Origin of the sequence: Thermobifida fusca YX (assembly GCF_000012405.1) — a bacterium.
GTDB classification, from domain to species: Bacteria; Actinomycetota; Actinomycetes; order Streptosporangiales; family Streptosporangiaceae; genus Thermobifida; species Thermobifida fusca.
In genome coordinates this window covers 2280449-2307365 of the sequence record NC_007333.1, presented here as the reverse complement: position 1 = coordinate 2307365, position 26917 = coordinate 2280449, and the positions used below count along the sequence as shown (strand labels likewise).

Here is a 26917-nt window from a genome sequence, read left to right as displayed (position 1 = left end):
GTCACGGAAGGCGCAGGACCTGTGCCGCATAGGTGAGACCAGCTCCGAAACCCAAAGTGAGCACGGTGCTGCCCGAGGGGAGCTCGCCGCGTCCGATCATGCGCGACAAGGCGAGCGGGATGGAAGCCGACGAGGTGTTCCCCGCGGTGACGATATCGCGCGCGATGATCGCTTGAGGCGCGCCCAGCTTACGGGCAATGGCCTCCACAATGCGCAGGTTCGCCTGGTGCGGGACGAAGGCAGTCAACTCTTCGGGGGCCACCCCGGCCCGTTCCAAGGCCTCCAACGCCACCGGGTACAGCTCGGTGGTCGTCCACCGGAAGACCGTCTGACCCTCCTGGTAGATGTACTTGTGGTCCCGCAGGTAGATCTTGTCGGCCCGGTCCCCGGCGCTCCCCCACACCACGGGGCCGATCCCCGGCTCGTCCGACGCCGACACCACGGCCGCGCCCGCACCGTCCGCGAAAATCACACAGGTGGACCGGTCATCCCAGTCAACCCAGTCGGAAAGCTTCTCCGCGCCGATCACCAGCGCGTTGCGCGCCGAACCCCCGCGCACCGCATCGTTGGCGACCGACAGCGCGTAGCAGAACCCGGCACAAGCCGCGTTGACGTCGAACGCCCCCGGCGCGGGGATGCCGAGCCGCGCGGCCACGCTCGCAGACGTGTTAGGGATCTGGTCGCGCTGCGTGCAGGTCGCCACGATCACCAGGTCGATGTCGTCCGGCGCCAAACCGCTGGCAGCCAGCGCCTTGCCGCCGGCAGCGACCGCCATGTCGGTGACGCTCTCCTCCGGGGAAGCGATCCGGCGTTCGGCGATACCCACCCGGCTGCGGATCCACTCATCAGAAGTGTCGACGCGCTTCGCCAAGTCGTCGTTGGTGACGACGTTGGCGGGCTGGTACTCGCCGAAAGCGACGACACATGCTCCGGGGACGGACTGGGAGGTTTTCATCACGCTTGCCCTTCCAGGTCGGTGGAGGTCGCACCCGCGTGGTCCGCGACGAGTGTGCGTGCCCGGTCCAGGTCCTCGGGAGACTTGATGGCGAGCAGTTCCACACCGCGCAGCGCTCGCTTGGCGAGATTAGTCAGCGTGCCTGCGGGCGGCAGCTCCATCAGTGCGGTGACACCGAGATCAGCGAGGGTAGCGGTACAGGCGTCCCACCGAACCGGGGAGCTGATCTGCGACACGAGACGGGACAGGTACTCCGAGCCGGAGGTGACCACTGCGCCGTCACGGTTGGACAACAGCCGAGTACGAGGATCAGCGGGCGTGAGGGTGGCTGCCAGGGCCTCCACGCGCTTCACTGCGGGAGCCATGTGGTGGGTGTGGAAAGCACCGGCAACCGCGAGAGGACGCAGCCGTGCCCGGGCAGGGGGAGCAGCCGCCAACGCCTCCAACTGTTCAAGAGTCCCGGCGGCCACGATCTGCCCCGAACCGTTGTCGTTAGCGGGAGTCAGACCCGCTGCTTTGATCGCGGCGAGGACTTCGTCCCGATCGCCGCCCAGCACCGCAGTCATTCCCGTCGGGGTGACCGCGGACGCTTCAGCCATCCCCCGGCCCCGCTCCGCAACGAGCAGCAGCGCATCCCGGGGCGTCAGAGCACCGGCAACCGCGGCCGCAGTGAATTCGCCGACACTGTGCCCGGCCACCACATCGGCTGATGCGGCGGCGGACTCAAGGTCGCCGAACAACGCGATCGCTGCCGCAATGCCCGCGCTCACCAGCAGCGGCTGGGCTACCGCGGTGTCCCGGATCTCTTCAGCGTCAGCGGTGGTGCCGTAGCGGACGAGGTCGAGCCCGACCACATCCGACCATTCAGCGAACCGCTCCGCCATTCCGGGGAGTTCAAGCCACGCGGAGAGGAAACCGGGTACCTGGGCGCCTTGGCCCGGAGCGACGATTGCAAGCACAGCATCAACCTTGCCCTGAAGAACAACACCAGCTTGATGGGGACAGGCACGAACTTCACGGTGAGCCCTTTGTGGAGACTGCACATATCCCCGCAGAGAAGTATTCCCCCGCCGTCTCCGCAGCGCCCCCTGGGGAGCACGGAACCCCACTGTACGGCTGTCCTGCCGTGAAGTGTCACCCTAGAAGGGTGACCGATTCCCCTGATGCGTCCCCGCACGACGACGCCGTACGCGCAGAGACCGTGCGCCGACTGGAACGCGCCATGGGCGCCCTGGGCACGGCCGCAGTAGCCCAGATGGAACAGCGGCTGTCATGGTTCCGCTCCATGTCCGCGGAAGACCGCTCCTGGGTGGGCCTCGTCGCCCAGTCAGGGGTCGCGGCTTTCGTCGACTGGTTCAAAAACCCGCACCGGGGCCGCCCCGCGATCGCCGTGGAAGTGTTCGGCACGGCGCCGCGGGAACTCATCCGCTCAGTGTCGCTGCAGCAGACCGTGGAAATGGTGCGGGTCGTCATCGACGTGGTGGAGAGCCGGGTCTCCGAACTCGCTGCCCCCGGCGGCGAACAGCAGTTGCGCGAAGCCATGCTCCGCTACAGCCGGGAAGTGGCGTTCAGCACGGCCCGCATCTACGCCCGAGCCGCAGAAGCCAGAGGAGCCTGGGATGCCCGGCTGGAAGCGCTGATCGTCGACGCCCTGCTGCACGGCAACCGCGAAGAAGGCCTCCAGACGTGGGGTGCCTCCCTCGGCTGGTCGCGCATCCCCGTCATCGCGATCGCGGGCCTCCTCGGCGACCAAGACGCCGAAGAAACCCTGGAAGACCTGCGCTCCCATGCCCGTCGGGCAGGACATGACGTGCTCGCAGGCGTCCAAGGCGACCGTGTCGTCGTCGTTGTAGGCGTCAACGAGAAGAACGCTTCCGACCCCATGGGCGCGGCCACACCACTAGCGGGACTGTTCGGCCCGGGACCGGTCGTGGTGGGACCCCCCGTCTACGACTTGAGCGCCGCCAACCAGTCGGCCCGCGCCGCCGTGGACGGGCTGCGCGCCGCCCCCGGCTGGCCGGACGCGCCCCGGCCGGTCGCTGCCGAGGACCTGCTGCCCGAACGGGCACTGAACGGGGACCCGGCCGCGCGGCGCACCCTCATCGAAGAGGTGTACCAGCCGCTGCGGGACGCGGGCACCCCCCTGCTGGACACCCTGTCGGTCTACCTGGAGCACGCCTCGTCCCTGGAGTCCACCGCGCGGATGCTGTTCGTCCACCCCAACACGGTGCGCTACCGGCTCAGCAGAGTGGCGGAGCTCACCGGCTACGTCCCCACCGACGGCCGCGGATCGTTCGTGCTGCGGGTAGCGCTGACCCTCGGCCGGCTCGCCGACACCCCGTAAACCGGCCACCCGTGCCAAAAGAGGGCGCCTTAAGCCGCGGAAGAAGAACAGAAAGTCCCGGGAGCGGCACTTCTTGTGAGGTGACAGCGCCCCACAGTCCAAGAAAACCAGATAACGTGAACGATGGGGTCCCTAAAAAATTAGGGGTCCGCTTCTCTCCGTACCGCGGCCACGGTTCTCGGCCCTACTTCAGGGACGTGTCAACCGGTTGGTGGGACGGTAAGCGCGTGAAGAGGGGAGTGGTGACGACGTCCATGTTGAGACGGTTGCGCACTCGCGTCATAGAGTACGTCCAGGAACCTACAGCCGCAGGCCAGATTAGACGGCGGGTCCTGTTCCACGTTCCGCTCCCGATCCTCCTGCTAGGGCCGCTCGCCTTAATGGTGGATGGCCGGTGGTCAGCGCCCGGCTGGACGATTCTCCTTTCCGTATCGGTTGCCGTCGGCGCGCTACTGCTGGCATATTTTGCCCAGCCCACACCTCTTCCCGCCGGCGTTTCCCCAGAAACGTCGGTGCGCCGTTCCTTGTACCGCTTTCGCCAGATCTCCACTGTACGCATCGGACTGGCGATGACACCCATTGTGATGGGTGCGGCCGCATCGATTACCGGCGATGGTCTTTTCCCGTATGTGGCCGCCCTACTGCTGTCCTGGCCGCAACTGCTCCTCGCGCTTCCCGGCTACTTCACCGTCTCCCGCGCACGGCGGGCGATGGAAGCCTGGGGCGCGAAAGCGTACTTGTGGGCAGCACTCGCCCAGCCTGCCCGAGTCGAATGGCCGCTGATCACCTGGTGGCTTGACTGGCGGCGAGCCCGCTTGGCAGGCAAGGAGGCAGCGACGTCCACGGGGGACACCGACCGGACCGGACGTACGGAGAAGGACGACAAGGAAACAGTGGAGGAAGACCCGGCCATCCCCGGTGTGCCTCCGCGGCTGGCTCCGCCGCGCCCGCACACACCGGTGGAAGCGGTGGTCCCCGGATTCACCAGCGGGTCCAGGAGTATCACCGCGAAGAGCGGTCCGAACTCCACCCAGCCGCTGCAACTCCAGTTGCTGCGGCTGCGGTCCAACACCCGTCCCAAGACCCGGAGCCGTCGCGACGAGCAGCGGCAGAAAGCTAAAAACTAACCTGGAACAGACAACCCCCTCTTTCGGGAGGATGACTCCCGCAGCGTCGGCCCCGGCACACCTGCCGGGGCCGACGGACAGGAACACCGATGCACATCGATCTCAACTCCGACCTCGGTGAGAGCTTCGGCCGTTGGGAACTCGGCGACGACGAAGCACTGCTCTCCGTGGTGACGAGCGCCAACGTCGCCTGCGGCTTCCACGCCGGAGACCCTCTCGTCCTCCGCCGGGTCTGCGAACAAGCGGCCCGCCGGGGCGTCGTCATCGGAGCCCAAGTGGGCTACCGCGACCTCGTCGGATTCGGCCGCCGGTTCATCGAAGTAAGCCCCGACGAGCTGGTCAACGACGTCATCTACCAGATCGGTGCGCTCGACGCGCTCGCCCGGGTCGCCGGGGAACGGGTCCGCTACGTCAAACCCCACGGCGCGCTCTACAACGCGATCGTCCACCACGAAGACCAAGCCCGCGCCGTCGTCGAAGCAGTACGCCTCTACGACCCCGACCTGGCAGTCCTGGGACTCCCCGGATCCCTGTGGCTGACCTTGGCGGAAAAAGCCGGGCTACGCGTAGTCCGCGAAGCGTTCGCGGACCGCGCCTACACCCCCGAAGGCACCCTGGTGCCGCGCCGCCACCCCGGAGCGGTCCTGCACTCCCCGGAAGAAATCGCGGAACGCTGCCTGCGGATCGCCAACGGCGACCCCATCCCCGCCATCGACGGCACCCCGATCCGGATCACCGCCGACTCCCTCTGCGTCCACGGCGACACCCCCGACGCGGTCCGAGTCGCCGAACAGGTCGCGCAGCGGCTCAGCAACGCAGGCATCAACCTCAAAGCGTTCGCCCACCACAGGTGAGGACCCACGGTGATGCGCATCCTCGAATACGGTGACGCCGGACTCCTCATCGAAGTCGACGACCTGGACACGGTCATGGCGTTGCACGCCGCGCTCGCCGAACACCCCCTGCCCGGCGTCGAGGACGTCGTCCCCGCCGCCCGCACCATCCTGCTGCGGCTCACCCCCGGAACCGACCGGACCCGAATCAGGCAAGCCGTACGCGACTTGCCGCTGCGACCCGCCGCAGCCCACCCGGTCGGAGAAGTGGAAATTCCCGTCTGCTACAACGGCGCAGACCTGGCCGACATCGCGGCAACCACCGGGTTGAGCGAGACCGAAGTGGTCGCCGCCCACACCGCCGCCACCTGGATCGTGGCGTTCTGCGGTTTCGCCCCCGGTTTCGGCTACCTCGTCGGCGACGACCCCCGGCTGCGGGTCCCCCGCCGCGCCGAGTCCCGCACCCGCGTACCCGCGGGATCAGTCGCCCTCGCCGACGGTTTCACCGGCATCTACCCACGCAGCTCCCCAGGAGGATGGCAGTTGCTGGGCCGCACCGACGTCGCGGTCTGGAACCTCGACCGGGACCCGCCGGGACTGCTCCGCCCCGGAACACGAGTGAAATTCGTCCCCGTGTAACCAGCGCCCAACCCGACAGGCAGGGGAGAGGAGGAGCCGATGCCAGCGCTGGAAGTGCTCGAAACCGGGGTGCTCACCACCGTGCAGGACGCAGGCCGGGTCGGCCACGCCCTCCTCGGAGTGGGACGCTCCGGGGCCGCCGACCCCGTCTCCTACGCGCTGGCGAACCGGCTTGTCGCCAACCCGCCCCGCGCTGCCGCCCTCGAAGTCACCTTCGGCGGGCTGCGATGCCGCGCCCACGGAGCCATGACCGTAGCAGTCACCGGGGCACCAGGACCGGTAAGCGTGGACGGCCGCGCCGCCGCCATGAACACGGTGATACACCTCCGCGACGGATCCGAACTGCGGATAGGCACCCCGGAACGCGGACTGCGCAGCTATGTGGCGGTCCGCGGCGGGCTCGACACACCCCCCGTGCTGGGATCCCGCAGCACGGACACACTGGCCGGCCTCGGCCCCCAACAGGTGACCCCGGGCACCGTGCTGCCAGTGGGGCCGCCACCCCAGGACCTTCCCGTAGTGGACGCCGCCCCAGACACCGTCTTCCCCCGCGACGAGGTCGAACTGCGCGTCATGCTGGGACCGCGCGACGACTGGTTCACCGAAGACGCAATCCGCACCCTGCTCACCAGCGACTACGTGGTCAGCAGCCGAACCGACCGGGTAGGGGCACGCCTGCTAGGGCCGCCGCTGCCCCGCTCCCGCCTGGGAGAACTGCCCAGCGAAGGGATCGTCCCCGGAGCACTGCAGATCCCGCACCACGGCGACCCCGTGCTCTTCCTCGCCGACCACCCCGTCACCGGCGGCTACCCGGTGATCGCCGTAGTCGTCTCCGCAGACCTGCGCTGGGCCGCCCAGGCCCGCCCCGGCACCCGGCTCCGGTTCCGCGCCGTGGGATGACCCCGGTCTTTCCTCGTCCGCTCAACGCGGCGTGAGACGGTAAGCGGCCAGCTCCGCAACCGGAGGACGACGCTCAGGCTGGGTGACAGCCCGCGCAAGCGTACGGGGCACAGGAGAGTGCTCCCAACGCACCGTGGCAGACCGGCCGTCCAGCACAAGGGTGGCCAAAGCGTTGTCATACCAGGGCCCGCCGTCGAGACGCCACGTCACCGCGGGCGCGCGCACACCGGCTGAAGCGGCCAGAAGACGGCAGCTAAGCCCGGTGACCGCCCGAGCCGACAGCCACGTCATCCGCCGCAGCGCAGGCGGCAGCCAGTTACACAGCGGAGAACAGACTAGTTGCGCAATCACCGTGTCCGTGGCATAGCCGCGAAGCCGGGCCCGAGCCAGATAGGAAAAGTGCACATCCCCGCCGAGGAACAGCACACTCGCCGGAGGCCTCCCCCGCCGCCCAGTCGCAACCTCCGCCACCGCCGCAATAACCGAAGCGAAAGAACGCTGGAACGCGGCCCAATGCTCCAAATCCAATGCCTGGCGCAGCCGCTCCCCCGGCCCGCGAAACCATTCCCCCCACGCGCCCGCACACACCGCCTCATTCCACGCCTCCAGATAGTGCACCCCCTTAGGCAGGAGAAACGGCAGTGTGCTAGCCACGATCAAGTGGTCCACGTCCCCGGTCAGCGACTCGTCCAACCACGGCTCCCCGACCGGGCCGAGCATGGACCGTGCCCGGTCGTCAGCGACATCCCGGCCGCACCGCGTATCCACCATGAGCACACGGCTGCGCCCGAACGTGTGCGCATGACTCCACCGGTAGGCGCCAGGGGCGAGGTGCGCCTGCCACGCAAACTCGTCCAACGCCGCGCCCCCGCCGCCGCTGCACAACGCCTGCCACACCGGGTCAGCGGCGCGCTCGTCCGGAGAAAGGTTGCCCGCATGCTGGTAGATCCAGTAGGCGCCCAACCCGGAAGTGATGCGGTGCCGCCACCACGGGTTCTCGGCGATCTCCTGCCGCCAGCGGCCAGAGGTGTTCCAGTCGTCGCGGATGTCATGGTCGTCGAAGAGCATCAAAGTGGGCACAGTGGACAGCAGCCACCGCACATCCGGGTCGCTCCACGACTGCCGGTACAGTTCCGCATACTCGTCAAAGAACACGACCTCGTCGTCGGGCGGATGCGGCAAGTCCCCGCCATGGCGGGAGCGCCGGTCCGCCACATAGTCCCGCATCGGCTGCTGGATCTCATCGGCATACACCTGATCACCGATGAGCAGCAACGCGGTCGGCTCCTCCGCGGCAACCCCGGAAGCAGCACGGCGGGCTTCCGCCAACCGCAGCGCATAGGCACGGAGCACATCCGCCCCATAGCGGGCGACCGCGGCCGGACCGTGATCGGTAGGGGTCCGGCAGGAGCCGAAAAGCAGCCGCTGCGGAGCCGCGGGATCCAAAGTACGCACCAGGCTCGGCGGATGCGACGAGCCAGCAGGCGGCCAGACAGGCACACCGTCCACTGCCACGCGGTAGGGCACCGCCCGCCCCGAGGCAAGACCGGTGAGGTCGCAGAGCGCGTAATGGTGCCCGTGCACCTGGAAAGTGTCGGAGCTCACTGACCGGTCGCCAGCAGTCACCGTGACCGTGCCAGCGGCCTCGGTTTCCACCCAGATCGTGGCGCTCGTCTCGGTCACGTGACGCAGTATCGGGCCGAGCCGTAATCCGTTTCCCACTCTCGCTCTCCGCTGTAGTCCCGCCGCGGACAGTCAGGGCCGCTGGCGTGAGTATTGTCGCTTTCCTCGGAACAAGCCAGCCCACCCATGCTGTTGACATTGAAAAATTGGAGAAACTGGTGCAACGAGTTTGGAACCGGTCCGAATGTGGGTAACCGTTGCCGCATGCGGACCACTGTGCTCGAGTTACACACCGGGACGACAGAGAGCGTTACCGACATCACCCCGCAATGCGCCACGTTCGTCGCGGAAACCGGTGGAGACGGGCTGCTCAACGTGTTCGTTCCCCACTCCACTGCCGGGGTGGCGGTGATGGAACTAGGGTCCCGTTCCGACGAAGACCTCCTCGCCAGCCTGCGGGACCTGCTGCCCCCCGACGACCGCTGGCGACACAAGCACGGGACGCTCGGCCACGGCCGCTCCCACGTGATGCCAGCCCTGATCGCCCCCTACGCCACGATCCCCGTGGTTTCCGGGAAACTCGCCTTGGGGACGTGGCAATCTATCGCCATCGTTGACCTGAACGTCGACAATCCCGATCGTCAGGTGAGGCTGTCGTTCTTGACGAGTCCCTCTGACGGGGCAGGATGGTAGAAGCAGAGCACAGTTGACAAACACGCGTTGACGAACCAGGCACCCAACGTGTGAACTTAGCCAGCAACGGCGGGATCACCCCGGAAACGGGACCAGTCGCGGCCGTGCCCGTGACAGCGGGCACCACCCATAACGGAGGAGGACTTTTCGTGAGCGCGACCGCGGGCCAGGCACAGAGCGAGCGCAGCCTGGCCGAACGACTCGGATTCAAACCGGGTCAGGTGGTGCAGGAGTTCGGATACGACGACGACGTGGACGAGCAGCTCCGCCGGTCGATCGCTGCAGTGACCGGCAACGAGCTGGTGGATGAGGACTATCCCGACGTCGTGGACGCGGCACTGCTGTGGTGGCGCGCCGACGAGGAGGACGACCTCACCGACGTGCTCGTAGATGTGTCCGCCACGATCGAAGGAGGCGGCAGCATCCTGGTGCTGACGCCCAAGGCGGGCAGAGAGGGACACGTCTCGCCTAACGACGTCTCGGAGGCGGCCACGACCGCGGGACTGTCCCAGACCAGTGCGGTGAGCGCAGGCCCCGACTGGTCGGGGACCCGTCTCGTCCTTCCCAAGCGCTGACGATTCCGTGCTCTTCTCCGACACCGCGGACGTCGACGACTAACCCGGGTCGCGGGCCGTTCCTCACCGGGGCGGACGCGACCCGCACAGAAACCGAGGACCCATGCCGATCGAGGTTGGCCAGAACGCCCCCGATTTCGAACTCGCTGACCAGCATGGCCAGACCGTGCGCCTCTCCGATTTCCGCGGGCGCAGCAGGGTAGCGGTGGTGTTCTACCCGCTGGCCTTCTCCGGTATCTGCGACAAGGAGCTGCGGCAGCTCCACGAGTGCATGAGCGAGTTCACCGCGCGCTCCGTGCAGCCGCTGGCAATCTCCGTGGACTCCATGTTCGCCCACCGGGTCTGGGCGGACCGGGAGGGCGTGGACTTTCCGCTGCTGTCCGACTTCTGGCCGCATGGCGCGGTCGCGCAACGCTACGGCGTGTTCGACGAAACCAAAGGGGTAGCGCTGCGCGGCAGCTTTCTGATCGACACTGAGGGCGTGGTGCGCTGGAAGGTCGTCAACCCGACATTCCAAGGCCGCGACATGGACGACTACCGCCAGGCGTTCGCGGACCTCGGCTGGAATCCTTGAGGATGGCGCTGCCCTGCGGCTTTCCACGGCTCTTTAGCCGGTTTCCGGGAGCGGAAGCAGGCAGGAGCACCTAATAGGGCCTGCGGTTTCTCACCGGATCCGCCCGAGGCAGAAGGGCTGTGACCAGCGGGTGGGCCGGGTGGTGCCGAGGATGGCGGACGGTCTGCCCGTAAAGAGTGCAACGCCGACTCTTCGGAACCGGTACTATCTCTGTGCGGGACGGGCCTGACAGTGTCGGGCCCATGGTGCGGGCGTGTAGCTCAGTTGGTCAGAGCACCCGCCTTACAAGCGGGCGGTCGGAGGTTCGAGTCCTCTCGCGCCCACGTCGATACGCACTCGGAGACGCCCGGGAGCCGGTACGGCCCCGGGCGTCTTGCTGTATTGAGGCCAGCTACAGCACTTCCCCTGAGCCCCGTGGGCGTGGTGCCATCAACCGTCATCCGTCGCGCAAGAAGAAAGCTCGTCATGGCCACGCAGGGACCGCCAGGCATTCCGCGTATGGCGACGGTGATAATTGGGTTCTAGTTCTGACTCAGATTTCTGGAAAACGGTCTAGAGTGTCTTGTGCGACGAAGTTGTCCACGCCTTTGGTAACGAGGAGATAACGCCTCGCAAAGTTGCAGGTCAGCTTCTGTGAGCCCCACGCACGTGGGGATGGACCGTCGACGAACCTGCTGCCGCTGGCGCAGGTTGTGTGAGCCCCACGCACGTGGGGATGGACCCGCCTCTGGTTCCGGTCGCACCTGCGCTGCGTGGTGAGCCCCACGCACGTGGGGATGGACCGCCGTCACCGAGGTGGGGGAGCTCCCCCCGGCGGTGAGCCCCACGCACGTGGGGATGGACCGCCTTGACTACACCGAGATCGACGAGGTACCCGATGAGCCCCACGCACGTGGGGATGGACCGATGGCCTTGAGGATGGCGGAGATGCCCAGGAAGTTGTCCACGCCTTTGGTAACGAGGAGATAACGCCTCGCAAAGTTGCAGGTCAGCTTCTGTGAGCCCCACGCACGTGGGGATGGACCGGCCTGGCCGAACGCCGCCCGGGTGATCGGGTCGTGAGCCCCACGCACGTGGGGATGGACCAGCGGGAGCTGCCCCCAACAGAGGGGGCAGGGCGTGAGCCCCACGCACGTGGGGATGGACCTCAGCGCTTCTGGTGGTGATGTCCTCCCAGTCCCGTGAGCCCCACGCACGTGGGGATGGACCGCACTTCGAGCCGCTTCCTCTCCAGCAGACCCAGTGAGCCCCACGCACGTGGGGATGGACCGTTCGTTGGCGATGTCTCGATATCTAGCGCTCAGTGAGCCCCACGCACGTGGGGATGGACCGCCACGCGTGGGCGGCGGTGCCGACGATGGCTGGTGAGCCCCACGCACGTGGGGATGGACCGTCCTGTGGCACTGGGCGCTGGCTAGTCGGGCGGTGAGCCCCACGCACGTGGGGATGGACCGACGGCCTTGACGATGGCGGAAATGCATAGATCGTGAGCCCCACGCACGTGGGGATGGACCAAGGAGCAGCACCAGGAGCAACAGGAGGGCGCTGTGAGCCCCACGCACGTGGGGATGGACCGCCTCAGTCACCCGTGCCACCGGAGCCAGTCACGTGAGCCCCACGCACGTGGGGATGGACCGGTGCCATAAGACGTGAACTTATGCCATATACCGAGGCGACTACCGGCCGGGCGTGAGCCCCACGCACGTGGGGATAGATCGGACACAACCACTGATGTCCCGGGCGCCTTCTCGAAAGTTGTGGGAATGCAGCAGTGCCTGGACTGCTCGGGCATTGAGGAGCGCTATCGGTTACTTAGCGCTGCCTCAGGCCAACACGCGTGGGCCCTTGGGCTGTGCATCGAACGAGAAACTCTGACAGCAACGGCACCGCTGAGTGCCCGCTGCTGTCAGGGCTGCTGGTGCTGCGGGTCACGTGGGCTGCCACGCTTGGCTGGCCTGTTCGATGTCTTCTGCGGCTACTCGGCGCAGCTTGTGGGCGAGATCGGACAGCGCCCGCGCCACGGCTAGTTCCTCCCCAATCTCCGGGATATCGGCGTCGGTGGGATGCTTGCGTGCTTCTCCGTGGCCGCGCAGGTTCCACTTGGTGGACGGCAGTTGCGCTTCGGCGAGGGTGCGCACGGAGCCGTTCTCGTGCACCTCCGACACTGCGACGTCGATCTGTATCCGTTTCAGGGACTGTCCCGGCTGCGGTTGACGGGCCTCCGTATGCTCCTGGCGGGCTTGGGGGACGGGGTGGCGGGGCTCGATACGGGCGTCCGGTCCCGGGTAGACGAGGGTTTCCCGGCCTTCGTCCTCCCACCGCACCCAGTAGGGCGGGCCCCCGTTGTCCCCCTGCACTTTGAGCACGACGCCTTTGCGCGCGGGCAGGTCATCGCGGGGGCGTTCCACAACGATCCGGTCTCCGGCTTGAGCTTTCATCGGCCCTCCCTGGTGTCGGTGCTCTCTTTCTGTCTCCACAGAAAGAGATCCCGGAAACGGGCTCGTCTATGCGGAAAAATCCCTTGCCCCAGGGGGAGAGGTCAGTGCGCCCGGGATGCGCGCAGCAGCCGGTCCCGTACCGCCAAGCCGATCCCCGCGGGTTCGGGGGGGATCGCGACGACCACGTCGGCTCCCGCCGCGTCCACGTCCCGCAGCCGCTGGTACAGCACGCGGGCATAGTCCCGAGCCGAAGCAGGGGACGGTAGCACCACCACGCCTTCCGGCAGGTTTTCGGGCACGGTAGCGGTCTCCGCCAGCACAGCCACCCGGTGTCCTTTCTCCACCCACTGGGCGACCGTGTCCGCGGCTTCTGCTGCTTCGGCTAGCACGACCCGTGCGGCGGGTGCGTAGTGGGCGGCGAGCATGCCGGGTGCCCGGGCCGGTCCGGTGGGGGTGGTGTCGACGGGGGCTCCGGTGACCGCGGCAAGGTCGTCGGGGGTGATGCCTCCGGTGCGGAGCACGGTGAGCCGGCCGTCGGCCACTTCGACGATCGTCGATTCCACGCCGACCGTGCACGGTCCGCCGTCCAACACCAGGTCGACCCGGTCCCCGAGGTCAGCGGCAACGTGCGCGGCCGTGGTCGGGCTCACTCGGCCGAACCGGTTCGCGGAAGGTGCGGCGATTCCGCCGCCGAAGCGTTCCAGGAGTGCGAGCGCGACCGGCTGGTCGGGGACCCGCAGCCCTACCGTGGCGCGTCCACCGGTCACTGCGTCCGGCACTTGGGCGGAGCGGGGGAGGATGAGGGTCAGCGGGCCGGGCCAGAACGCGTCCGCCAGCGTGCGGGCGAGAGGAGGAAAGGTAGCAGCCCAGTCGCGCGCGCTCTCCGCGGAAGCGACGTGCACGATCAGGGGGTGGTCAGCGGGACGGCCTTTGGCGGCGAAAATGCGCGCTACCGCGGCCGGGTTCGCGGCGTCCGCGCCTAGGCCGTAGACGGTTTCGGTGGGGAAAGCTACGAGGCCGCCTGCCCGCAGGACGCGTACCGCCTCGTCCAACGCTGCCGGTGATACGGCACGTACGGAAGGGTGGCGTACTGTGCCGCCGTCGCCCATCACTCCTCCTCGGTGTCGTGGTCGCCCTGCGACCGTGGCCGTTCACCATGCTAGGGCTGTGGCTGGGGTTCGCCGTGCGGGCGCGTGCTCAGGCTGTCCTGGGGAAGAGGACAGTCCTGGGCAGGCCGCCGGATGAGAGATGCGCCGCCGCCTGGGGAACGGGAGGGGAACGCCATGGATGTCACGGTGATCGACAATCCGGCACAGCACCGGTACGAGATCCGTGCCGGGGAGAAAATCGCCGGTTTCACGGAATACCAGCCTGTTGCCGGTGATCGGGTGGTCTTCTTCCACACTCGGGTGGACGGCTCTTTCCAGGGGAAGGGGATGGGCAGCCGGCTGGTGCGGGAGGCGTTGGATGATGTGCGGGCCCGCGGGCTGCGGGTGCGTGCGGTCTGCCCCTATGTCAAGGCGTGGCTCGAGCGGCACCCGGACTACGCTGACCTGGTTGATCGGGCTGGATAGGGCGGGGCGTCGGGCCGAGTAGCAGGCCGTGAAAGGAGTCTGGGGCCGTCCGGTGTTGGTGCGCCGGACGGCCCCAGGGGGGTGGTGGAGGGCGGTCCGCGGCGGGGGAGCACTACGCCGCCACGGACCGCCGGTCAGGAGACGGACTGTTCAGGATCAGGGAGCTCCGGCCCCGAACAGTTCGTCGTGGGCTGCGAACGCGGTCGCGATTTCCACCTGAGCCCAGAAGCGGTGGCGCTCCACGATCGGCGCCGGGACGTTCTGCGGGTCGTTCAGGTGTGCCTCGACCTGCGGCCACAGCGGGTCGTTCTTGTAGAACGAGCGGATGGACAGGAAGGTCGCGCCCGGCTCGATGCGGTCACCGTTGGGCATGGTGCCCGACCAGCCCGGCGGCACGTACAGGCCCTCGGAGCCGTCCCACGGGTCGTCCAGACGGTCCCAGCTCGGCTGCTCGGGGGTGGCGATACCGATGCTGTCCCGGTGGGCCAGCAGGGCGTCCAGCAGACCCTCCGCGGTGGCGAGGGCGGTGGTGTCGCCCGAACGCTTCGCGTAGTACATCAGGGTCTTGGCCAGAGCGGCGGTCACACCGACGTCCTGGCTGTAGGAGACGACCTGGACGTGCAGGTTCGGGTTGCCGGTGTAGGTGCCGGTCCAGGTGTCAGGCTGGCCCGACCACTCCAGGTCGGAGGGGACCTGGAAGTTCTGGCCGCCGTTGTCGGCGTCCACGTCGGTGTGCTGGATGGCCCACGGCACCCACTTGTCGAGGATGGCCTCGGCCCGGGCGTCGCCGGTCACGTAGTAGAGCTGGGCGACGCGCTCCATGTTCCAGACCTGGAAGCCGAACCAGTTGTTGGACGGCGGGTCGTTCCAGACCGGCTGCCAGTCGTAGTACATGCCGTAGAACTGCGACAGGCCGGTCGGCGGGGTGTCGTAGCTTCCCTTCCAGCTGTTGGTGGCGCCACCGGCGATACCACCTTCAGCGGACTGCAGCCACTGGAGGAACTCCAACTGGCGGTCGAAGCTGGTGGCCCAGTCCTGGACACCGGTCGGGGAGTCAGGCTGCAGTTCGGGCACCTGCGAGAGCGCGTAGGCAGCGAGCACGTTCTGGTAGCCCTGGTGCGAGGAGCTGGAGCCGATACGCCACGCCCACGCAGAGGAGGTGTCGAGCGAGCCGCCCCAGGAGTAGTACCAGGACAGCAGGTAGTGCGCGCTGTCCTTGCCTTGGCCACCCGGGCAGGAGGTGGCGCCGACGCAGTTGCCGATCTTCTTGAAGTACTTGTCGAACATCGCGTACCGGAGGTAGTCGCCCATCTTGGACGCCTTGTCCATCAGGCCCGCGATCTCGTTCTCCTTGCCCTGCTCCTTGGCCCATTCGTGCGCCCAGAACATCACCTGGACGGCCCGCGCGTCAGCGTCGGGGGCGTTGGTGTAGCGCCACTGCTTGGCGTAGTTCTGGTCGTCGGTGAACAGGTCCAGGTAGCCGTTGGGGCCGCCGTGCGTGAAGTCGTCGCAGGACGGGTGCGGAATGGTCTCCCACACCGACTCGCGCGCACCACGCTGGTAGGTGTTGATGTAGGCGGGGGCGTCGTCGGTGCCGTCGCCGCAGAACCCGAAGCCGTAGACGTTGTCCACGTCGAGCAGCCAGTGCATGCCGTAGATCTCGTTGGTCCCGTAGGTGGAGCTCAGCTCCTGGGCGAGCGGGTCTTGACCCACCGGGACGTTGTTCATGAGAGGCGACGGGTAGCCGTCAGCGTTGGGCTGCTCGGGGATGTAGGTCGCCGGGGAGTTCGGGTTGTAGGCGGAGTTGGTCGGCTGGTCCTTGGTGCCGGGGATGATGAAGGTCTCCATCGACTCCCAGGCGTCGTGGAGCGGCTTCCAGTCACCGGTGACCCGGCCGTAGTACGCCTCCAGCCACAGGTAGTAGCTGAACGCCTCGGACGTGGTCTGGTGGCCGTGGTCCGGAGCCTCGACGATCATGGTCTCCACCGAGTGGTAGGGGACCAGGAGCCCGTTGAATTCGCGGAAGTAGCCGCTGGCGGGGTCCTTGATCTTCTCGTACTGCTCCAGGAAGGCCTGGTCGTAGGAGCTGGTGTTCGGGTCGATCTCCCGGACCGTCACCTCGGCCGAGTCGTGGCCGGGGGCGCTGACGGTGAAGACCGCCTCGGCCAGGTTTCCGCCGTTGTCAGCGGAGGCGATGGTCACCTTCTGCGGCTGGTTCCAGTTGCTGGAGGTGAACTGGAGTTGGGAGCCGCTGGAGACGGTCAGGTCGGAGCTGCCCGACGTGCGCGCCACGGTGACCGTGACGTTGCCGGAGGGCTGGTTGGACAGCCGCACCTCGAAGTCGGCGGTGCCGCCCTGCGGCACGCGGACGGTGGGCGGTGAGGCGATGACGGCGGCCCGGTCCAGCACTCGGATGGCGATGGGAGCGGAGACGGTCCTGGCTCCCTGGTCGTCGTAGGCGATCGCGGTCACCGAGTAGGAGCCGGCGGCAGCGTCCGTCCAGGTGAAGCTGTAGGGGGAGGTGGTGTCGATGCCGATGACGGTGTTGTCGGCGGCGAATTCCACCCGGTCGATCGAGCCGTCGGGGTCGGAGGCGACCGCGGTCAGCTCGATCGGGTCGTTGACCAGGAAGGTCGAGTTGTTGGCCGGGGATGTCAGGGTGACATCGGGCGGCAGGTTGGCGGGCTGGGATCCGCTGCAGGTGACGCCGTTGACGGTGAAGCTGGTCGGGGCGTCGTTGGAGCCGCTGTAGGTGCCCTGGAAGCCGAAGGAGATGGTGGCTCCGGGGGCGATATTGGGGTTCCAGTCCGGGTAGCGGACGGTGACGTTGGCGCCGCTCTGGCTGAACACGCCGTTCCAGCCGTTGGTGATCTGCTGGTTACCGGGGAAGGTCCAGCCTACTTGCCAGTTCTGGATGGGGTCGCTGCCTTCGTTGGTCACCTTGACTTCGGCGACGAACCCGCTACCCCAGTCGTTGGAGTCGTCGTAGTCCACCGAGCAGGCGACGGCGGCGTGCGCGACGCCGGGGGAGAGTACAGCGGCGGCCAGGGCCGCTGCGAGCGCCCCCGAGGCCAGCGTGCGCCAGCGCCGGGGAGACAGTAACGATCTCATGCTTGGAAATAACCTCCGGATCTTCCGGTTCCGGAGCAGCCGTGCCGTTCGTCGGCATACCGAGAACCGGCAAGGCCGTTCGGAACCGCGTGTCACACAGGAGAGGGGTGTGCGGCGTGCCGGGTGTGGACTGCAGCCGCCGCGGGGGTGGCATCGCTGGTGTCGGGGCGATGCCGGGTGAAAACAGGGGGATCAGTGAAACCAGCGGTACCGGGTTCCGGTTCTCTCCTTTCTGCCGGGAGCACTGGCATGGGAGCGCTCCCATGAATTGAGCTCAGGGGTCGCAGTGGCCTTCCCGGGGTGGTGGGGGCTCGCCCCGGGAAGGGGGCCTGTGGCCTGAGTCACGGGAGCGCTCCCAGTAGGAGGGTAACGTTCCGGATGTGCCGTGTAAACCCTCCGTAAAAAGACAATGGGACGAAGCGTGAGACTCGCAGTACTCCGCGTGGCATTCGCCCAGATGGAAGCATGACCCCGCTGCCGCCCGATGCGGACTCGTTAAAGTGGCCCCGCGGAACCGACCCTGGAGAGCGGAGTGGACACGGAGACGATCGGCGACGGCACCCTCCTCACCGCGCACCTGCGCTGGCGGCGCGACAACGGCCGCGCCCTTGCCGCAGTGCTCTGGCAGTGCGGCCCCGGCTGGCGCATGGCCGCCTCCAGCGTGCTCGGCGGCGGCCTCGGACCACGGGACTACGTCATCAACGCCCAAGTCGACGGCGACTACCGGCGGACCGACCCGGACAACCACCTCGAAGAACTCGCCACCCACTTCGGGATGACCGGCACCGGGGTAGGCCTGCTCACCGCCGCCAACGTCAGCGAAGCATGCTTCGCTGACGACCACGGGGTCGAAGTCCTCGCCACCGTCGGACTCGGCCGCCCCACCTGGGCGGCCGCCGACCCCGCGCTCGACGAAGCACGCCTCCCCGGCGAAGAGACCCGCCCCGGGACGATCAACATCGTCGTCGCCGTGCCCGCCCCCATGTCGGACACCGCACTCGTCAACCTGGTCGCCACTGCCACCGAAGCCAAAGTCCAGGCACTCTTCGACAGCGGGTACGCCTGCACCGGCACCGCCTCAGACGCGGTTTGCGTTGCGGCACTCGTCGGCGACACCCCGCCCGCCCAGCGGGAACTGTTCGGCGGAGTCCGCTCCCGCTGGGGCGGCCGAGTCGCCCGCGCCGTCTACGCCGCGGTAGCTGAAGGAGCCCGCCGGGAAGCCGCCCGCTCCCAGCAGCGCTCCCCGCACCGGGCTGCGGCCTACTCCCCGTCGATGATGTCGGGCACGTAGTACTCGTCCACCGGCATCGGCCCCCGATACCCCTGGCACATGCACTTCCGGTAGGTGTGGGTGCGCTCCCCAGTCCACCGTCCCGGAATCACCACCTGCGCCTGGCACGTCTTGTCCTTTTGGTCGTGGAAAACCAGGTGGTGTCCGCAACCGCAGATCGGCTGAGGGGTGCGCGGACCCTGAGTGAGAGAAGCCTGCGCCGGAGGCACGGAGGAGCGGCGGTTGGGCAGCAGGCGTCCCACCAGCACCCCTCCCAGGGCGATCATCGCGCCGACCACCAGACTCACGGGATCCATGGCGGTGTGTCCTTCCCTCGCGGTCCTCCCCTAATTGTGGCCTAAACCGACCCGCATCCGGCCTTCCCTGCACGCCGCTTTCTCCTTGCGTGCATCACCGCGCAGCCTCCTGCTCCGGCGTCGCAGCCTGCGCCCGCAACTCTTTGAGCGTGGCCACATCCCGGGCATGCGGCCCCTCCGGGCCCGGGGTCTCCACCACCACGGGAACCCCCGCGGAAACCGGGTGCGTGAACACTTCGGCGAACGGGTCAGCGCCGATATAGCCCAGTCCGATACCGGCGTGCCGGTCCCGGCGGCTCCCGCACGGCGCAGCCGAATCATTGGCATGCACCAGCCGCAACCGGTCCGCTCCGACCACCTCGCCGAACCGGTCCAACATTGTCCGCATTCCCGCTCGGGTGGAGACGTCGTGGCCCGCTCCGAACACGTGCGCGGTATCCAGACACACCCCCGCCTTAGGGTGGCGGTCCACCGCGTCCAAGTAGTCGGCGAGATCGTCCACCGTGGCGCAGAGCACCTGCCCCTGCCCCGCCATCGGCTCCAGCAGGACCGGCGGCGCAGCCTCGTCCAGCGCCTCCAGAATCGGCAGCAGCCGGGCCCGCACCCGTGCCAGACCGGCGGCACGGCCCCCGCGCACCGCGGACCCGGTGTGCACCACCACGCCGCGGGCCCCGATCTGCGCGGCCCGCTGCAGCGTGTACTTCAACGACGCCACCGACCGGGCAGCGATCTCCTCGTCGGGCGAACCCAAGTTGATCAGATAGCAGGCGTGGACGAAAACCGGGAGGTCAGTGCGGGCGCGCAGCAGCGCATCCTGCTCCGCGTTCCCCGGAGTATGTGCCCAGCTTCGCGGATTGGTGACGAAGACTTGGATGACTTCGGCGCCGATCGCGTCAGCGTAGGACAACCCACGCTTGGCCAGGCCACCGGAGACCGGAACGTGCGCTCCGATACGGGAGAAAGGTGCGAGGGCCATGGACGACCAGCGTAGTGCCGCCCCAAGCCTTGGACTGCAGCACCTGCCGTCCGTCCCGGCCCGGCTGTTCCCGCCCCGCTGCCCAGGGCCGGGGCCGCGGGACACCGCGTCGGACCCTAGGGCACACCACGGCGGTGAAGCGTTACGCTGCCTGCGTGAGCCCTTCACCGTTGACACTGCACGAAGTGACTGCCGCCTTTGAAGCGATCTACGATCCGGCCTGGGCCGCGTCCTGGGATGCGGTCGGACTGGTGTGCGGAGACCCCGACCAGCCGGTCCGACGGATCCTGTTCGCGGTGGACCCGGTGGGCGTGGTCGTGAACGAGGCCGAACAGTGGGGCGCCGACCTGATCATCACCCACCACCCCCTCCTGCTGCGCGGGGTGACGAGCGTGGCCGCCACCACCCCCAAAGGGCGACTGGTTCACCGGCTGATCCGCGCCGGTATCGCCCTGTACACGGCGCACACCAACGCTGACACCGCTGCGCCGGGTGTGTCCGACGCGCTCGCGGCCGCTGTCGGACTCGACGGGCCGCTGCGTCCGCTCGACCCCGACCCCACCGACCCTGAAGGCCAGCGCGGTATCGGACGCATCGGGGAACTCAACGAGCCGATGACGGTCCGCGAGTTCGCCGCGCAAGCAGCCCGCGGTCTGCCGCCCACCACCAGCGGCCTGCGGGTGGCCGGGGACCTGGACCGCACGGTGCGGACGATCGCGGTGTCCGGGGGTGCAGGCGACTCCCTCCTGGACACGGCACGCCGTGCCGGAGTGGACCTGTTCCTCACCGCCGACCTGCGCCACCACCCGGCCTCCGAGTTCGCCGAACACGGCGATATCGCCCTGATCGACGCCGCACACTGGGCCACCGAATGGCCGTGGCTGGCGGAGGGAGCAGCCCGGCTCCGCGACGCTTTGGGCGGAGAGCGGGCTAACGTGGAAATTCGCGTATCCGCAACCGCTACTGACGCTTGGCAGCAGTCGTTCGGCGCCGCTATTGCGCCTTGATGCACTGCGGCGCCATCACCGTCGTCGAGAACAGAACAGAGGACCGTTGAAAGCAGAACCCGCTCACCAGCTTCGACTGCTTGATCTCCAAGAGACCGACACCGAACGTGACCGGCTCAACCGTCTGCTGCGTGCCCTGCCGGAAGAAGAGCAGCTCCGACAGTGTGAAGCGCGACTCACCGAGCTCCGCGACCAGTTGGCGGTCACCGAGACAGAGCTCCGCGACCTCGACCGGGAGCAGCGCAAAGTCGAGCGTGACATCGACCAAGTGCGGGCACGCGCCGAACGCAACACTCAGCGCATGGAATCCGGTCAGATCTCCTCTCCCCGGGAATTGGAGAGTCTCCAAGCAGAGATCGAGTTGCTGGCGCGCCGGCAGAGCGAGTTGGAAGACATCGCTCTTGAGCTGATGGAGCGCCGGGAGGAAGCCGACAAGCGCCGCGCGGACCTCGACCGGAAAGTGACCGAAGCCGTTGAGGAACGGGATGACGCAGAAAACCGCCGCTCCGAAGCGGTGCTGCGGATCAAGGACGAGCTGGACAGCGCCACCCAGCGGCGCAGCCGGATCGTCAAAGAGCTCCCTGAAGACCTGCTCAACCTCTACGAACGGCTGCGGGAACAGTACGCGGGGATCGGAGCAGCAGCCCTGCGCTACGGCCGGTGCGAGGGCTGCAAACTGCAGTTGAGCGCCGCCGAACTGCGGGAGATGCGCCTGGCCCCGCCCGAAGAGGTGACCCGGTGCGAGAACTGCCGCCGCATCCTGGTGCGTGTCGCAGACTCCGGGCTGTGACCGCGGCGAAATGAGAGCAGGGATGGGACGCAGGATCGTCATCGAAGCGGACGGCGCGTCCCGGGGCAACCCCGGCCCAGCCGGGTACGGGGCCCGGGTGCGCGACGCCGACACGGGGGAACTCCTCGCGGAAGTCGCCTCCCCGATCGGGGAGGCCACCAACAATGTGGCCGAATACCGGGGCCTGATCGCGGGCCTGGAAGCAGCGGCCGCGATTGACCCGACCGCCGCAGTGGAGGTCCGCATGGACTCCAAGCTCGTGGTGGAACAGATGTCGGGCCGCTGGAAGATCAAACATCCGGCGCTGCAGCCGCTGGCCCGCCAGGCCCGGCAGGTCGCAGCGTCACTGGCGTCGGTGACGTACCGGTGGGTGCCGCGGGAGCAGAACGCGCAGGCCGACCGGCTCGCCAACGAAGCGCTCGACGGCGCTGTGCGCAACTGGAGCACCCAGCGAACAGAACCGGTGCAGGCAGCCGAACCGGTCGAACCGCCGGTGGACCAGGGGAAGACCGACGGCACCGCGCTGGGCTGGGGACCAGCGGACACCAACCCCACCCGGCTCCTGCTGCTGCGCCACGGCCAGACACCCATGTCCGTGGAGCGGCGTTTCGCCGGGATCGGCGACATCCCCCTCACCGAAGTCGGCCACGAGCAGGCTAAAGCCGCGGCACGGCGGCTCGCGCAACGCCCCGTCGACGTGGTCGTCTCCTCCCCGCTGCGCCGCACCCTGGACACCGCCCAGTACGTGGCCAAGGAATGCGGACTGGACGTGGAAGTGGAGGAGGACTTCCGGGAAGCCGACTTCGGCGCCTGGGAGGGGATGACGTTCGCTGAAGCGCGCAAGCACTCCCCGCAGGAGTTCCACCGCTGGCTCTCCGATCCGCACGTCCCCCCTCCGGGAGGGGAGAGTTTTGCCGAAGTCTCCCGCCGGGTCACCCGGGCCCGGGACCGGGTGCTCGCCCGGCACCGCGGCCGCACCGTGGTGGTGGTCACCCACGTCACCCCGATCAAACTGCTGGTCCAGCAGGCCATGCTCGCCCCGCTGCCGGCGCTGTACCGGATGCATCTGGATGTGGCGTGCCTCTGCGAGGTCCACTGCTTCAGCGATGGCCCGATGGTGGTGCGTTCCCTGAACGACACCGGCCACCTGGCCTGCTAGGCCGCGACTGGCCGCGGAAGAAAACACCGGGGCGTACAATTCTTTACTACAGGGAGTCGGCCAGACGGCCGCGGCACCGCGCACGCGGTGTCGAGGAAAGTCCGGACTCCACAGGGCAGGGTGGTCGGTAACACCGACCCGGGGTGACCCGCGGGATAGTGCCACAGAAAACAGACCGCCGTCCCCGTGGGACGGTAAGGGTGAAACGGTGGTGTAAGAGACCACCAGCGGCCGGAGTGATCCGGTCGGCTAGGTAAACCCCACCCGGAGCAAGGTCAAGAGGGAGACTTCGGTCTCCTGCACGGACGCTTGAGGGCGGCCCGTCCGATGTCCGTGGGTAGACCGCATGAGGCCGCTGGCAACAGCGGTCCTAGATGGATGGCCGTCACAACCCGTTCAGGGTTGACAGAATCCGGCTTACCGGCCGACTCCCTGTTTTCCGCCCTTCTGGCCTGGTCTTTTATGCGCGAGAGCAGGACTGTTCGCTCTTTAGCGCCCCGAGAAGTCTGAGGTCTTTCCGGGAGTCGAGGAACACAGCCGTGTCGTCCCCGTCCAGGGCACGCAGGGCATCCGCTGGTTTCGGCAACCGTTGGAAAGCGGGTTGCGGCACCCGCGAAAAAGCCCGTCGTGGCACGGGATGCCCCACAGCACCGCTGGTCACACCGGACGGGAAGAAAATACTGGGGGAAGGGCCCGCCGAAGATGCGGTGCGTGCCCCGTAAAGTCCGTGCCCACCGTTACATTGGAGAGGTTGCAGCGCCTGACCAACCCGAGATGGTGAGCATGAGCCCCACGGTGTATCTGCTGATGTTCGGTCTTCCCGTCGTCGCGATCGTCGTCATCATCGGTCTCGCCATCTACCAGGCGTCGCCGGTGGAGAACGACGAACGTGAACCGGGGCCGCAGCAGGACCAGTCCGAAGAGTAGACACGCGGCCCGCTAGCGGGCCGCCCACCCTTCGTCTTCCTCTCCAGCTGGCGCGCCGCCGGGGCAGACGCCTGTCCGCTACCGGCACACCCGAGGCATTCCAGAGCCCGCACGTCCCCGAACCCGGGTGGTTTCCGGTCCGCGATCCCACCAGCGGCGACCGCAAAGCAGAGCATCGCCGACCTCCTCGTCACGACTCGTGCCCGCTCATCCAGCGGGAAGGCGCGCTGAGCAAGCGGCGGTAGGAGCAGACGGAGAAAAGCACGCGGGGCGGGGAACCGCGGTTCCCCGCCCCGCGTGAACGTGGTCCTACCGGTAGGGGTAGCCGTCGGGACGGTCGTCGAAGCGACCGTCGGGCCGTGCAGGCGGCCACTCCTGCGGCCGGTCATACCCCGGTTCGCCGTACCCCGCTGGTGAGGGAGGCGATTGCGGATAGTCCCCCAGCACGTCGTAGCTCTGATAAGGCGTTCCCGAAGGCGCGGAGGGTGGTGTGTTGTAGTCGGTGCGGGGCTGGGTTCCGGTGTCGTAGGAGCTGAAGGAACCGGGGGTGGGCGGGTAGGGGGTGGACCCGTAGCCGCCGGGGGTGCCGCTGGCAGGGGTCGATGAGGCGGGGAAAGCAGGGGGTGCTCCCGCCGGGTCGCCCAGCGGCGGCTGCCCACCGGTCGGGCTCTGGCCCCACAGGGGACGCTCCCACGGGTCAGCGGCAGGAGACGGCGGCTCAGCAGCCGGTCCGCCCGAGGCAGGGAACAGCGGAGCCCCGTACCCGGTGTCCCCGGTGGATGCGGGGGGTGGTGTGTTGTAGTCGGTGCGGGGCTGGGTTCCGGTGTCGTAGGAGCTGAAGGAACCGGGGGTGGGCGGGTAGGGGGTGGACCCGTAGCCGCCGGGGGTGCCGCTGGCAGGGGTCGATGAGGCGGGGAAAGCAGGGGGTGCTCCCGCCGGGTCGCCCAGCGGCGGCTGCCCACCGGAAGGCGGCGGACTGGGCGGCACCGGAGACGTCCGCTGGTAGGAACCCGTGTCCAGGCTCGACCAGATCGGAGAACCAGTGTCGGAGGACGCGCTCGTGGGCGTGAACGACGGATCGGTGAGCGGATCCGGCGCTGCGGACCGCTCCGACGGAGCCCCCGGCAGCGGCGTGTCGTAGCGGCTCCGCTCGTGTGAACCGCTGTCGAACGGGGACGGCGCACCACCCAGACCACTCCGGCTGTGGGAGCCGGTGCTGAACGAAGGCGACGACAGCGGATCGTCGTACGAGCTGTCGCGACGGTGGCTGCCGGTGTCGTACGCGGAAGACCGGGGAGCGCTCAACGGGTCGTCGTCCGGCCGTGCCGACGCGGTCGGAGCACCCGCCACCTCGTAGGAAGTGCGGTGGTGGCTTCCGGTGTCGTACGCGGAGGGCCGAGGGGCGCTCAACGGGTCGTCGTCCACGCGGCTCGCGGCAGCCGGAGGGTCGGCGGGACGCTGCGCAGCGTCCGGCTCGCCGTTCGGGGCCAGCGCGGAGGGAGCAGACTCCTGGCCGAGGCTCGCCAACACCGCGAGAGAGTCGTTGCCCTGCGCCGGGGCGGCTGGGACGTCCTCCGGCTCCGGGGAGCGGTGGTCTCGTGCGGAAGGCCGCTCCTCGTCAAGGTCGTCGTCATCGTCGAAGACCACGTCCATCGCCTGCGTCGACTCGTGCCGGGTGTCGCGGCGCGCCGTGCGGAACGGGTCGTCGTCGGACTCGTCGTCACTGTCGGCGTACAGGCTGGAGAAGTAGTCCGCGTCCTCATCGTCCCAGTCGTCGCGTTTCTTGCGGGACCGCGACTTGCGGGAGGCACGCGACTCGGAGGAGCCCCGAGAACGCCGGCGGGAACGCGGTTCCTCCTCCTCATCCGCCACGGGGTCTTCGTCGAGCTCGGCTACGTCGTCGACTCGGCCGCGGGGCGTGTGGCGCGCGGAACGCCGCGGCCGCTCCGCCACCTCGTCCTCCACAGTCTCGTCGTAGTCGTCGTACTCGTCGTAGTCATCGGCTCCACTGCTCGCCCCCAAGGAGCGCAGCCCCAGGACGATGAGTAGGAGGACGATGATGACGATAACGGCGATGAGCGCGATGATCATGGTGAATACACCACCTTGGGCCCCGCGGCCTGGTAGAGGACAGAGACGGCACCGGCGGTGGTGGAGGGAGCTTCCGGCGTCGGGCCTACCCCGCCCTGGCGCACACCGCACCGGGAGGATGGTGAGCGATGCCGGGCATGCGACACCCCGGAAGTGGTGTCCGGACGCCGTGGCCCCCGGACACGCCAGCGCACCGGTGGACGTGAAGTGGATTCGGTCATTAACAAATCAGCGGGGTGCACGGCCCCACTTTATGCATAGATGTGCCATCCGTGCAGGGGGGAATCAAGATAGCCTTTCGGGAAAGCTGGGTAAATCGCGGTCTTTCAGGGGTGTCACGGCACGCTTGTCAGCCGTCCTCGTGCCAGAGTGCGCGTGGCGATCGCGCCGAGTGCCACGTCCAAGGGCGCGGCCTCTCCGAGCTCCACGCGTTCAGAGAGGGCGTAGACCGTGAACCGGAACTCGTGCTCGTTGCCTTTCTCCGGGCACAGCGGCTGGTAGCTGGCCGTGTCGAAACTGTTCATCCCTTGCTGTGCGGGGATGGGGACGGTCCCCTCGGGAAGCTCCGGGTTGTCCGGGTCGAGCCCGTAGACCACCCAGTGCACGGCCGCGCCGCCTGACTCGTAGACGGTGTCGACGACCAACGCCAACGACTCCGTTTCGGCAGGCAGTCCGGACCAGCGCAAGGGCGGGGACATCCCTTCGCCTGCACAGGTATAACGGTCCGGGATCTTTTCGCCTTCCCGCAGCATCGGACTGGTGACGGTGATGTCGTCGCTCACTTCGCCGTTGCTGGGTCCGATCAGCACTCCGCATCCGGTGGCGGTCAACGCGAGCAGTACGGCTGCGGCCGTACCGGCGGTGCTACGGCGATGTCGTGCAAGGGAGAACATGGGACTCCTGTGAGGCACGGAACGAACGTAGGGGAAACCGCGAGAATGCGCCCGGCAGAATCCGAACACAAAGCCGTGGGACGCGTCAGCGGTTCCGCAGG

At 68.1% G+C, this 26917-nt stretch carries 24 protein-coding genes, 1 tRNA gene, 1 other RNA gene and 2 CRISPR repeat arrays; of the genes, 16 read left to right on the top strand and 10 right to left on the bottom strand.

Annotation, left to right across the window (positions count from 1 at the left end):
* Nucleotide 1 precedes the first annotated feature (1 nt).
* Nucleotides 2-955, bottom strand: coding sequence for a beta-ketoacyl-ACP synthase III (locus tag TFU_RS09715; protein WP_011292397.1), 954 nt, complete (start codon nt 953-955; stop codon nt 2-4).
* Complete coding sequence (locus TFU_RS09710; RefSeq protein WP_011292396.1) at nt 955-1914, bottom strand: ACP S-malonyltransferase; 960 nt, start codon at nt 1912-1914, stop codon at nt 955-957. The genes TFU_RS09715 and TFU_RS09710 overlap by 1 nt, the downstream gene beginning before the upstream one ends.
* A 188-nt stretch (nt 1915-2102) precedes the next feature.
* Between TFU_RS09710 and TFU_RS09705 the strand changes: the two genes are divergently transcribed.
* The 5 genes from TFU_RS09705 to TFU_RS09685 all read left to right on the top strand — a co-directional run bounded on the left by TFU_RS09705 (nt 2103) and on the right by TFU_RS09685 (nt 6798).
* A complete protein-coding gene (locus tag TFU_RS09705; protein ID WP_041428127.1) occupies nt 2103-3299 on the top strand; it encodes a PucR family transcriptional regulator in 1197 nt (398 codons plus the stop codon).
* A gap of 569 nt (nt 3300-3868) precedes the next feature.
* The gene (locus TFU_RS16090) at nt 3869-4426 is read left to right on the top strand and encodes a hypothetical protein (protein WP_146088124.1); all 558 of its coding nucleotides are present in this window, start codon (nt 3869-3871) and stop codon (nt 4424-4426) included.
* A gap of 89 nt (nt 4427-4515) precedes the next feature.
* A complete protein-coding gene (locus TFU_RS09695) occupies nt 4516-5280 on the top strand; it encodes a LamB/YcsF family protein (protein WP_011292393.1) in 765 nt (254 codons plus the stop codon).
* Between the two features lie 12 nt (nt 5281-5292).
* Nucleotides 5293-5898: a 5-oxoprolinase subunit B family protein gene (locus TFU_RS09690; protein WP_011292392.1), complete on the top strand. Its 606-nt coding sequence runs from the start codon at nt 5293-5295 to the stop codon at nt 5896-5898.
* 39 nt (nt 5899-5937) lie between these two features.
* Entirely contained in the window at nt 5938-6798 is an 861-nt protein-coding gene (locus TFU_RS09685; protein ID WP_011292391.1) for a biotin-dependent carboxyltransferase family protein, read from the top strand.
* Between the two features lie 21 nt (nt 6799-6819).
* Here the strand turns inward: TFU_RS09685 and TFU_RS09680 are convergent, their stop codons facing one another.
* A complete protein-coding gene (locus TFU_RS09680) occupies nt 6820-8520 on the bottom strand; it encodes an alkaline phosphatase D family protein (protein ID WP_011292390.1) in 1701 nt (566 codons plus the stop codon).
* A gap of 165 nt (nt 8521-8685) precedes the next feature.
* On the opposite strand from TFU_RS09680, the gene TFU_RS09675 reads away from it, so the two are divergent.
* The 4 genes from TFU_RS09675 (at nt 8686) to TFU_RS09660 (ending at nt 10586) form a co-directional block, all read left to right on the top strand.
* On the top strand, nt 8686-9114 hold the full coding sequence (locus TFU_RS09675) for a secondary thiamine-phosphate synthase enzyme YjbQ (protein ID WP_011292389.1): 429 nt from the start codon (nt 8686-8688) through the stop codon (nt 9112-9114).
* A 149-nt stretch (nt 9115-9263) separates the two neighbouring features.
* On the top strand, nt 9264-9689 hold the full coding sequence (locus tag TFU_RS09670) for a DUF3052 domain-containing protein (RefSeq protein WP_016188916.1): 426 nt from the start codon (nt 9264-9266) through the stop codon (nt 9687-9689).
* Between the two features lie 103 nt (nt 9690-9792).
* The gene (locus TFU_RS09665) at nt 9793-10263 is read left to right on the top strand and encodes a peroxiredoxin (protein WP_011292387.1); all 471 of its coding nucleotides are present in this window, start codon (nt 9793-9795) and stop codon (nt 10261-10263) included.
* A gap of 249 nt (nt 10264-10512) precedes the next feature.
* Nucleotides 10513-10586: transfer RNA gene (locus TFU_RS09660), tRNA-Val, on the top strand.
* Nucleotides 10587-10896: 310 nt separating this feature from the next.
* A CRISPR array of direct repeats spans nt 10897-11169; the repeat unit is 29 nt; unit sequence GTGAGCCCCACGCACGTGGGGATGGACCG.
* Between the two features lie 91 nt (nt 11170-11260).
* Nucleotides 11261-11980: direct repeats of the CRISPR family, unit length 28 nt; unit sequence GTGAGCCCCACGCACGTGGGGATGGACC.
* A gap of 211 nt (nt 11981-12191) precedes the next feature.
* On the opposite strand, the gene TFU_RS09655 is transcribed toward TFU_RS09660, so the two are convergent.
* Together TFU_RS09655 and TFU_RS09650 are read right to left on the bottom strand one after the other, a co-directional pair.
* On the bottom strand, nt 12192-12701 hold the full coding sequence (locus TFU_RS09655; protein WP_011292386.1) for a DUF1918 domain-containing protein: 510 nt from the start codon (nt 12699-12701) through the stop codon (nt 12192-12194).
* A 101-nt stretch (nt 12702-12802) separates the two neighbouring features.
* On the bottom strand, nt 12803-13810 hold the full coding sequence (locus tag TFU_RS09650) for an L-threonylcarbamoyladenylate synthase (protein ID WP_011292385.1): 1008 nt from the start codon (nt 13808-13810) through the stop codon (nt 12803-12805).
* Nucleotides 13811-13984: 174 nt separating this feature from the next.
* Here TFU_RS09650 and TFU_RS09645 point away from each other — a divergent pair, with 174 nt between their 5' ends.
* Nucleotides 13985-14275, top strand: coding sequence for a GNAT family N-acetyltransferase (locus TFU_RS09645; protein ID WP_011292384.1), 291 nt, complete (start codon nt 13985-13987; stop codon nt 14273-14275).
* A 156-nt stretch (nt 14276-14431) separates the two neighbouring features.
* On the opposite strand, the gene TFU_RS09640 is transcribed toward TFU_RS09645, so the two are convergent.
* Nucleotides 14432-17386, bottom strand: coding sequence for a glycoside hydrolase family 48 protein (locus tag TFU_RS09640; protein ID WP_011292383.1), 2955 nt, complete (start codon nt 17384-17386; stop codon nt 14432-14434).
* 532 nt (nt 17387-17918) lie between these two features.
* Between TFU_RS09640 and TFU_RS09635 the strand changes: the two genes are divergently transcribed.
* On the top strand, nt 17919-18677 hold the full coding sequence (locus TFU_RS09635) for an adenosylcobinamide amidohydrolase (RefSeq protein ID WP_011292382.1): 759 nt from the start codon (nt 17919-17921) through the stop codon (nt 18675-18677).
* Here the strand turns inward: TFU_RS09635 and TFU_RS09630 are convergent.
* Nucleotides 18647-18973: a hypothetical protein gene (locus TFU_RS09630; RefSeq protein ID WP_011292381.1), complete on the bottom strand. Its 327-nt coding sequence runs from the start codon at nt 18971-18973 to the stop codon at nt 18647-18649. The genes TFU_RS09635 and TFU_RS09630 overlap by 31 nt on opposite strands.
* A gap of 94 nt (nt 18974-19067) precedes the next feature.
* Nucleotides 19068-19949, bottom strand: a complete 882-nt coding sequence (locus TFU_RS09625; RefSeq protein ID WP_011292380.1) for a deoxyribonuclease IV — start codon at nt 19947-19949, stop codon at nt 19068-19070.
* Between the two features lie 170 nt (nt 19950-20119).
* Between TFU_RS09625 and TFU_RS09620 the strand changes: the two genes are divergently transcribed.
* The 5 genes from TFU_RS09620 (at nt 20120) to TFU_RS16200 (ending at nt 23832) form a co-directional block, all read left to right on the top strand.
* Nucleotides 20120-20956, top strand: coding sequence for a Nif3-like dinuclear metal center hexameric protein (locus tag TFU_RS09620; RefSeq protein WP_011292379.1), 837 nt, complete (start codon nt 20120-20122; stop codon nt 20954-20956).
* Nucleotides 20957-21002: 46 nt separating this feature from the next.
* Nucleotides 21003-21746 carry a zinc ribbon domain-containing protein gene (locus TFU_RS09615; RefSeq protein WP_011292378.1) on the top strand — a complete coding sequence of 248 codons (744 nt, stop codon included), beginning with the start codon at nt 21003-21005 and terminating at the stop codon, nt 21744-21746.
* Nucleotides 21747-21768: 22 nt separating this feature from the next.
* Nucleotides 21769-22905 (top strand): bifunctional RNase H/acid phosphatase, encoded by a 1137-nt coding sequence (locus TFU_RS09610; protein ID WP_016188911.1) that lies wholly within the window; start codon nt 21769-21771, stop codon nt 22903-22905.
* A 52-nt stretch (nt 22906-22957) separates the two neighbouring features.
* Nucleotides 22958-23341: RNase P RNA component class A (gene rnpB / locus TFU_RS15625), an RNA gene on the top strand.
* A gap of 347 nt (nt 23342-23688) precedes the next feature.
* Nucleotides 23689-23832 (top strand): hypothetical protein, encoded by a 144-nt coding sequence (locus TFU_RS16200; RefSeq protein ID WP_169803309.1) that lies wholly within the window; start codon nt 23689-23691, stop codon nt 23830-23832.
* A gap of 309 nt (nt 23833-24141) precedes the next feature.
* Here TFU_RS16200 and TFU_RS09600 read toward each other — a convergent pair whose 3' ends face one another.
* Nucleotides 24142-25923, bottom strand: a complete 1782-nt coding sequence (locus tag TFU_RS09600) for a hypothetical protein (protein ID WP_011292375.1) — start codon at nt 25921-25923, stop codon at nt 24142-24144.
* A 335-nt stretch (nt 25924-26258) separates the two neighbouring features.
* Nucleotides 26259-26816, bottom strand: coding sequence for a YbhB/YbcL family Raf kinase inhibitor-like protein (locus tag TFU_RS09595; protein ID WP_011292374.1), 558 nt, complete (start codon nt 26814-26816; stop codon nt 26259-26261).
* Nucleotides 26817-26917: the final 101 nt, after the last annotated feature.